The organism is Syntrophorhabdus sp. (assembly GCA_012719415.1).
Lineage (GTDB): Bacteria > Desulfobacterota > Syntrophorhabdia > Syntrophorhabdales > Syntrophorhabdaceae > Delta-02.
In genome coordinates, this window is the sequence record JAAYAK010000164.1 from 1 (window position 1) to 8,381 (window position 8,381).

General features: G+C 57.9%; 4 protein-coding genes. 1 reads left to right on the forward strand and 3 read right to left on the reverse strand.

What is annotated here, in order from left to right:
- From GXX82_09725 to GXX82_09735, 3 genes are all read right to left on the reverse strand, one after another.
- On the reverse strand, nucleotides 1–3,055 hold a 3,055-nt coding region (locus GXX82_09725), incomplete at its 3' end, for a hypothetical protein (GenBank protein NLT23314.1).
- On the reverse strand, nucleotides 3,052–4,827 hold the full coding sequence (locus GXX82_09730) for an outer membrane protein assembly factor (protein ID NLT23315.1): 1,776 nt from the start codon (nucleotides 4,825–4,827) through the stop codon (nucleotides 3,052–3,054). The genes GXX82_09725 and GXX82_09730, both read right to left, overlap by 4 nt.
- Before the next feature lie 211 nt (nucleotides 4,828–5,038).
- The gene (locus GXX82_09735) at nucleotides 5,039–6,373 is read right to left on the reverse strand and encodes a PAS domain S-box protein (protein ID NLT23316.1); all 1,335 of its coding nucleotides are present in this window, start codon (nucleotides 6,371–6,373) and stop codon (nucleotides 5,039–5,041) included.
- A gap of 297 nt (nucleotides 6,374–6,670) precedes the next feature.
- Between GXX82_09735 and GXX82_09740 the strand changes: the two genes are divergently transcribed.
- Nucleotides 6,671–7,918 carry a PAS domain S-box protein gene (locus GXX82_09740; protein NLT23317.1) on the forward strand — a complete coding sequence of 416 codons (1,248 nt, stop codon included), beginning with the start codon at nucleotides 6,671–6,673 and terminating at the stop codon, nucleotides 7,916–7,918.
- Nucleotides 7,919–8,381 lie beyond the last annotated feature (463 nt).

Here is an 8,381-nt window from a genome sequence, read left to right on the forward strand (position 1 = left end):
CGGTGATCGTAAGGTCCGGACTGATCGAGGCCTGGAGCTCCGGCAGGTTCATGGCCTGAAAACGCTCTCCCTTCAATGTGCCTTCGAAGGTCGTGATCTTCCCCCTTGAGTGTGTCATCGTTCCGCTGGTCTTTATGGAGCCTTGACCGGAGTGAACGACGAAGGAGGACAGGGTTACCCGGTTGTCGGTGAAGAGAACGTCGGCGCTCATATCCTTGAGCTGGATACCCGCGGGTGGGAGATAGGCGCTCGCGCCTTTAAGGTTCAGCCTGCCGGCGATCCGGGGATCGGCCAGGGTACCGCTCCCCGTCAGGTCGAAATCGACCTGCCCCCTCGTCTCCCGGGCTAGTCCGGGAAGGAGCGCGGCAACGAGACCCCTCTCGCTCATCGTGCCCCGCATCGAGACCGTCATCGCGGAGCTTCTATCGATGGTGATGGGGACCTTCGCGGGAAGAGGGACCCGGAACGCGGTTTCGACACGGCCATACTGCCCGAGCCTGAGGTTCGCCTTTCCGGTCAGCGAGGTATCCTTCCAGGTCCAGTCAACGGCGGTCTCCCTGATGGGTGCCGTGATCTCGCCCTCATCGCCGCGCCAGGTGAAGGAGCCATCGGAGATTCCGGTCTGTCCCGCGAGATCGAAGCGGTTGCCGGGCAGAAGGCCGCCTTTCACCTCACCTGACAGGCGTCCCTTGAGATTCACGGTCCCGGGCAGCAGGGGTTGGAGCATGCCCATATCGAGGCCCTTCCAGGCCGCCTGGAACGTCCCCTGGTCAGGGAGGGAAAAGGCCGCGGGCCGCCTGGAGGCGGCGCTCGCGTTCACGCGCCCATTGGCGCCGAGTTCAACGTTGAGGGACGCGCGGAGCCCTGAGGTGTCCCAGTTCAGGTTGCCGCTTACGCTGTCGGCCTTCACCGTCACCGCCCCGTGAGAGACCGCCGCGGAGGCGCTTATCTCGCCGGAGAGCGCGAGGCGCTTGCCCTTAAGCCATTTGACGCCGGCCGCACCCGATGAGAGGCCCTGAACCTTTGCCGGGTCGATGAGTGCCCCCATCCGGGCCAGGTTGAGCCGCTCCCATTTCACCGCCGCGGAGCCGATCATCGGCTCCATGGAGATGTCCGCGCCGGCATCGAGTATCTCTCCCGTCGGGCTTTTGAGAATAAAGGGGGAAAGGAAAAGCCGTTTCTGCGAGGCAATGACCGTTGCGGGCCCTGACAGGTCGAGCCTGCCGAAAGGTGTCTGCGTCCCTGACAGGCTGACGATCGTACCCTTCCAGGCCCCATCGGCATATCCACCCTTTGCCTGCATGCTAAGCGTGTTCCCGTCGTGGGCGAGAGTGAGAGTCATCCTGTGGTCCTCCGTCTTGCCCGTGACCCCGAGGTCGAGCCGTTTTGCCCTGAGGGCTCCATAGGAAAGACCCCGGCCCGCCATATCAACGGTGAGGCCGCCCTTGTATCCGTCAGGCATCTCCATGGACGCGCTCAAGGACGAAAGCTTCGCGTCGCCGTAGGACATGTTCTTTCCCCGCGCGGTGAGGGTTCCGGCAGGTTCGTTCTCCCGCCACCTGACCCATCCTTTCGCGAAGAGGCTTCCCTCCGCCTGCGGAAGGAGTTTCGCGGCATCAGCTATCCGTATCTCGCAGGCGAGGCGTTCCTGCAGAATGCCGGCAGCCGTCGCGGCAAATCCGTTTCCCTTTATCGAGAGGGCCTTTATCCTCACGATCTCGTCGCGGAACGACGCGTCCACGTCCGCCGTCAGGCTCTTCTTCCGGAAGGTGCTGTTCTTAAGGGACGCCGTGAAGGACCCTTCCATCGGGCGTTTTTCGGGGACGAAGAGCTCCCCTTTCACATCGATGTTGAGATCACCATCGAGGTCGGGTCTCAATCGGGCCGGGTTGAGGTTTGACCCGGTGAAACGGGCCGTGAGCCGCATGTCCGTCTCGCGGGACGCGCTGACACTGCCGGAGATGGAGCCGGCGAGGAGCTTCGCCTGGAGGTCAGTAAGCTCGATGGTCCTGGCGTCGCCCTTGAGCTTTGCCTTCAGGTCCATCTCTTTCCAGGACGCTCCCCGGTTCCCGAGAGAGACCGTTCCCGCGAAATCCTCCATGGTCCCGGCGATATCGAGATGTCCCGATATATCCGTTTTCACCTTTGTCTCGGGTCCAATGTCGAGACCGGTGATCTTCGCCGAGAGAGTGAATGCCGGTTCCTTTCCCGAAACGTCGAGCGTTCCTTCGGCCTCGATCGTTCCTCCGGCACCCTTTCGCGAGAGCTTCGCTTCACTCACGCGGATGGTGTGAGGCGAGATGCCGACGGTGGAGCTCAGTCTCAAGGATTCCTGCTTTCCCGAAAAGACCGTTGCCATGAACGAGCCGGCGACCTGTTCTTTTCCCCGGGATGAGGGAAGCCGCGCGTCGACGGATATGGCGTCCATGCCGGCGATCTTTTCCGGGAGGGCGGCTGTTAGCCGTGCCCGAAGAGCGGGCCGTACGAGGTTGATGCTCGCGGAGCCTTTCACGCCACCGTAAGAGCTTCGGAGATCGAGAGTGCTGACGAAAAGGGTGCCGCGGTCCAAAAGGAGGGTCGCCGACACGTCCTTCACCATTACGGGTTCGCTGTCCGGGGCATGGTAGGCGAAGCGGCTCACCTTCAATTCCTTGATCCAGGCGTCGACAAGGGTGATCCACCTGGGCAGGCGGGGCAAGCTGAGGTCGAGAGGCTCTTCAGGTGTTTCCCCTTCCGTCACCGACACGCCCGAGACCGCAAGGCTGGTGATCGCCAGTTTCCCGGTGGCAAGATAGAGCGGATGCCACTTCAGGTCGGCGGCGTCGACAACCACGGTGAGGTCCTCGAAACGGATGGAGACCCCCTCCATGTGGAGGGAGCGGCCGATCGTGCCCGTAACCCCTTTGACCTCGACGGTCCCCGACAGGGCTCCGCGCATTCCCTTCACAAGAAAGGTGGTGCCGCTCTGGGTGTAGAGGACCCAGAGTACACAGGAAACGATGAATACCGCCAGTAGAAGGGGGATAGCGTACCACAGATGGCGCCTTGACATCATAATCCGAACCCTATGGAAATATGTATTCTGAAATCGGGGTCTCTCACCCCTATCTGGCGGGCGATGTCGAGCTTTATCGGCCCGATGGGACTGTAGTAACGCACCCCCATCCCGGCGCCCTGGACGAGCTGCATGTTCCTGAAGTCGTTGAAGGCGTTCCCGACGTCGTAGAACGCGGCCACACCCCAGTCGCTGCCGACGGCACGCTCCAGTTCGAGACTTCCCGTGAACACGTTCTTGCCCCCGACCACTTCTCCATCGGCATCCTCCGGCCCCAGGGACTTGTACGCGTACCCGCGGACGCTTCTGTCTCCTCCGGCGAAGAAGCGCAGGGCTATGGGCAGGTCGGCGTCGGGTTCGTTCTGGAAGGTTGCCCCCACCATCGATCTTGCCAGCAGGGACAGCCTGCCGGGAAGGGGCACGACGACACCACCGTCCCCGGTGAACTGGATAAGTCCGGTGCTGGAGCCTATCTCCTGATGCGTGCCTTTCAGCTCCGTGGAGTACCGGTAACCCCGGGTGGGGCGTATCATGTCGTCATAGCTCATACCGGAGAGGCGCGCGCCCGGCAGGACCGAAAAGGTGTTCGTCCTTTGCAGGCCCACGTCGGAGCGCTCCCTCAGGACCTGGAGGAACAAAGACCCTACAGGTACCTGCCCGAGGGTCCTTGCCTTTTCGAATTCCGCCATTATCGATTCACTGAAGAGCGATGTTCCCGTGGTCTGGTCCTCGCGCTTCATGTTGAAGCTTATCGACGAGAAGCTTCGGATATCCCTGGTGTCGGGCATCGTGTACCGGGCCCCGATGACCTGAAGGGGCTGGCTGAGGTCGAACTGTGACTGGAATTTGTGGCTCGTTCCCAGGAAATTGACATCTTCGTACTTGATGGATCCTTTGGGACCGATGTCTGTCTCGTAGCCCCCGCCGAGTCTCAATCGCTTCGGTTTCGACGGCCGAAGACGGATCTCTATGGGCACGCGCCGGTCCCGGGCCTTGTCCTTGTCCGCGTCTATGATGACCGTCCTAAAGCGGTCGGCGTTGATGAGGTTGCGCTGGGTCAGGGCGATCTTCTGGTGCGAGAAGACGTCGCCGGGCTTGAATTCGAGGTAGCGGCCGAAAAAGGACCGGGGATACTCGGGGGCGCCCGAGAATTCCGTCTCACCGAAATAATAGAGCTCCCCTGTCTTAAGGACGAGTTCGATCGTGGCCGTTCGCTTCCCGGGATCCACATGTATCTCGTGCGTGGTGAACCCGGCGTCAAGATAACCGAGTTCCAACGCCTTCTTGCGGATATCGTTCTTCCCGTTCTCGTAGAGATCGTGGCGGAGTGTCGCGCCCTCGCGGAGGGGAAAGGCCGGGATGACCTCTGCAAGCTTTTCTTCCCTGCTGCCCGCACCTGTGACGGCGACATTCACCGAAGCCACCCGCACAGGCTCCCCCGGATCGATCAAGACACGCACCTCGTGCGCGCCTTGTCCGGACACCTCGGATGATACAGTCACCGCGGCACCGTAGAACCCGAAGGGCTCGAGGGCCTGTCTCGCCTTTTCAGGTATCTGTGCCTCAAAACGTCTCAGCCACCTCTCGTTGACGACCCCGTCTTTGACGAGTCCCGTTGGTACCGTCAAAGCGACGCGGACATTGTCCAGCTCCTCGCCCTGCACCCCTTCGACGGTGACCCGGACCTCGCCCTGGGCCAGGAGGAGAGAAGGAACAAGAAGGAACACGCAAAGAACGATGAGAGGCACGGGGAACAAGCCGAAGCGGGGCATCCGTTGACGCGGCTCAAGCGATTCCCGGTCCCGTATCGCGACCGGGGGCAGGGACCGGCAGATCTTTCGAGAGCGTTGAGATCGATGGGGAAGGAGAGCGGGAGTCATGACAACTATCGTAACACTCCGACGGCCGCTTTGTCATCAGGCTGTCAGCGTCGAGACTCCACAGAATGGTCTGTATGTCGTGACCGACTGGTCGTTGATGGTTCTACCTTAACGAGAGAAGGTAGGAGCGGAGATTGATCTTCTTGTTGTTCAGTCCGAGCTTCCTTCTTATGGCGTCTCTGTGCGAGTCGACGGAACTTGGCGCGATACCGGCTATTTCCGCTATCTCCTTGGTTCGTTTGCCTTCTTTGACAAGGGTCGCCACCTCGAGCTCCCGTGGCGTCAGGTTCGCGTGTCCCAGGGTGTTGATGAAAGGTGACACTATCTCATTGAGGTTGGTTACGACGATATCGAGATAGTTTTGCTGTTCGCGGTCCAACCCGGTCCTGCGCATCCTGTCGAGATAGGGCAGGACCATCTCCCGGGTGTTCGACACGAATCTTCCTTCAAGTTCCTTCCTGTCATCCTCCCTCTGCCGCAATAGCACTTTCAGGGTGGTATTGACCTCTTCGAGCCTTCGGGACTTGGCCACAATTTCTTCCTGGTATTCTTTCAGCGCGTCCAGGGCCCGTTTCTTCTCGGTTATATCGCGGGCGCTCCCGCGGTAACCCAGGAGGTTCCCAGCGTCATCGAAAAAAGCTCGAGCGTTCCCTTGAATAAGGACCACGCTCCCATTCTTGTGGAATACCTCGAACGTGAAAGGGACGAAGCGGACCCTTTCAGCTGCGACCGCCTTCATGATCGGTGCGAGGCGCTCTTTCTCGTCGGCAGGGACAATATCAAGGGGTCTTTTCCCGATGAGCTCTTCGGGATGGTATCCCAGGTGGTCGGATATCTTGGAGCTCAGGTAGGTGTAGGAGAAGTTCGCGTCCGTTTCCCATACCCACCCGGGTACACATTCCACCAGGGAAAGGTATTGCTCCTCCTTCTCCCTTCTCCTCGCGATCTCCTGGCGGAGCTCATCTGTGCGGTTTTCCACCAGGGTACTGAGGTGGTCGCGGTGGGCCTTAAGCTCTTCTTCCATTTTCTTGCGGTCCGTGATCTCCATGACCGAGGCGACGATCGTGGGCTGGTTGTCGATCACCGCGCGTGTCGCCATGAATTCCACCCACTTTTCCGTGCCATCCTTTACGATGATCTTCAGTTCGGCCCGGCTCGAGTTCTCTTTCCCTTTGAAAAGCCTGCGCGCAAGACCTTTTACGAGTTCCCTGTGATCGGGGTGAGCGATATCCCAGAAGTTCATCGCGGCAAGTTCGTCACTGGAATACCCGGTGTTTTCCTCGGCGGCCTTGTTGATGAACGTGAAGGAGTGGCCACGCACCACAAACACCGAGGCGGGAATCAGGTCGAGAAGACCCCTGAACAGTTTTCCCTTTCCATCGCGATCTCCCACGCGCATCATTGGTTCACGGTCTTTGTCTGGCTTACCATCGATCATTAGCAAAGACGTCCTGCTCCTTTCCGTTGCATATGCTTATTTTTCGGTTCTCTATGCAATTAGCTTAAAATATGGAGATATTTTCCATATTCTATGGTTAAAAAAGGGACGAGATACCCGCGTCTCGAACATGGTAATATACTACAAGTCGCTTCACAACCCGGATGCAGCGCACGAAGCCAGCTACCTTATGGTGCAACATACCATTGAGAGGAGATCTTTGTCGTTGACCCGTTCTTGATTCGGAATTCAGAAGTATTTCCGGATCCGTGTAGTCATCCCGGAGGACTGGAGATTATGAAAGAGGCAGAGGAAAGATTCAGGCTTCTTTTCGAAGGATCGAAGGATCCGGTGCTGCTGATAGATGAATACCGATTTGTCGACTGCAATGACAGGGCTTTGGAGATCATGCATTGCAGCAGCAGGGACCAGTTGATCGGCCTGCGTCCATTCAGCATATCGCCCGGCGTACAACCCGATGGTCGGTTTTCGTCAGAAAAGGACCGGGAGGAGATAGACATCGCCCTGGCCAGGGGCGTCAACCACCTCCGTTGGGAGCACCGGACGTTGGAAGGCGCCAGACTGTGGACCGATGTGTCCTTGATCGCCATCCCCTACAAGGGCAAGAAGATGCTCCATACCACGTGGAGGGACATCACCCGTGAGAAACAGCTGGAGGAAAGTCTCGAGGCGCAGACGCAGCGGTTTATGGCGATCGTCGATAACGCTCCTTTCGCCACCGTGCTCGTTGATGCCAGGGGGAAGTGGACCTATGTCAACACCAGGTTCAGGGAGCTCTCCGGCTATGATCTATACGATATCCCCGACGAAGCCACGTGGTTCCTGACGGCGTATCCTGATCCCGATTATCGGTCAACGATATTGGGAGAACGCCAACAGGAAGTGGAGAGATTCAAGAGCGATTCCTCATTGAGGGAGGGCAGGGAGTTCACATTCATGATAACCTGCAAGGACAAGGCGCAAAAGGCGGTCCTGTTCATCCCGGTCCCGTTGCCGTCCGGTGGATACCTGAAAACACTCATCGATATGACGGGGCAGGAAACCATGAAAGGGGAATTGAAGAGAACACAAGCCCGACTCGTGATGAGATCAGCTCAACTTCGCGGACTGAACGCGCAGATGAAACTGTTGCTCAAGAACAGGCTTGACACCCAACTGGAGATGGAATCGAGTATAACGGACAATATCAACAAGCTTGTCCTGCCCTTCGTCGAGGAATTGAAAAAATGTCATCGCGACGCCCATTACATGGCCTGCATCGAGATGATCGAGCAGAACATCCGGAATGTCATTTCACCATTCATGCGTGATCTGACCACCAGGTATGACGGTCTCACGGTCCGGGAGGTGCAGATCATTGACCTCGTGAAGAACGGAAAATCGACGAAAGAGATAGCGCAGACCCTCACGATATCGCAGAGCGCCGTCAATTTTCACAGGAACAACATCAGAAGAAAGCTCGGCATCACCAACGAGAGGGTAAATCTGCAGACATACCTCTCGCACAATCCCAGCTCTGAATGAATGGCGTAACAGGCTGGCGCCAAAGCCATCTCTGAGATCCCCTCAATAAACATCTTCGGATCAGACCTTTCCTGCCTGTACTTTAGTACAGTTTCCGAGTCCATTCCGGATCTGGTATTACTGTTAACGGGCCATGGTATATCAGGTCTCACCTAACAGAATGTAGGAGCAATTAGATGTGGTACTGTGAGGCGAGACCTAGCAATAATTTGACACTAAACTGCGTTGACCGGGGCTCCGGTAACACAGTATAAAAATGTCGTTGGGGATTTGGGTTTGCGGTACTGATGCACCAGGGGGTTTGCGAATATGGCGAGTGGTCTATGTTCAGGGTCTGTGGTACTGTCAACACAATTGTGTAAATTTCTTGTAGATGGGCAAATTCGGACGTACCTTTCCTATTTTCGTTGTCCTCCAGTTCATCTCCATCTTCAGTGATATGAATGCCAGGAGAAGATAACAG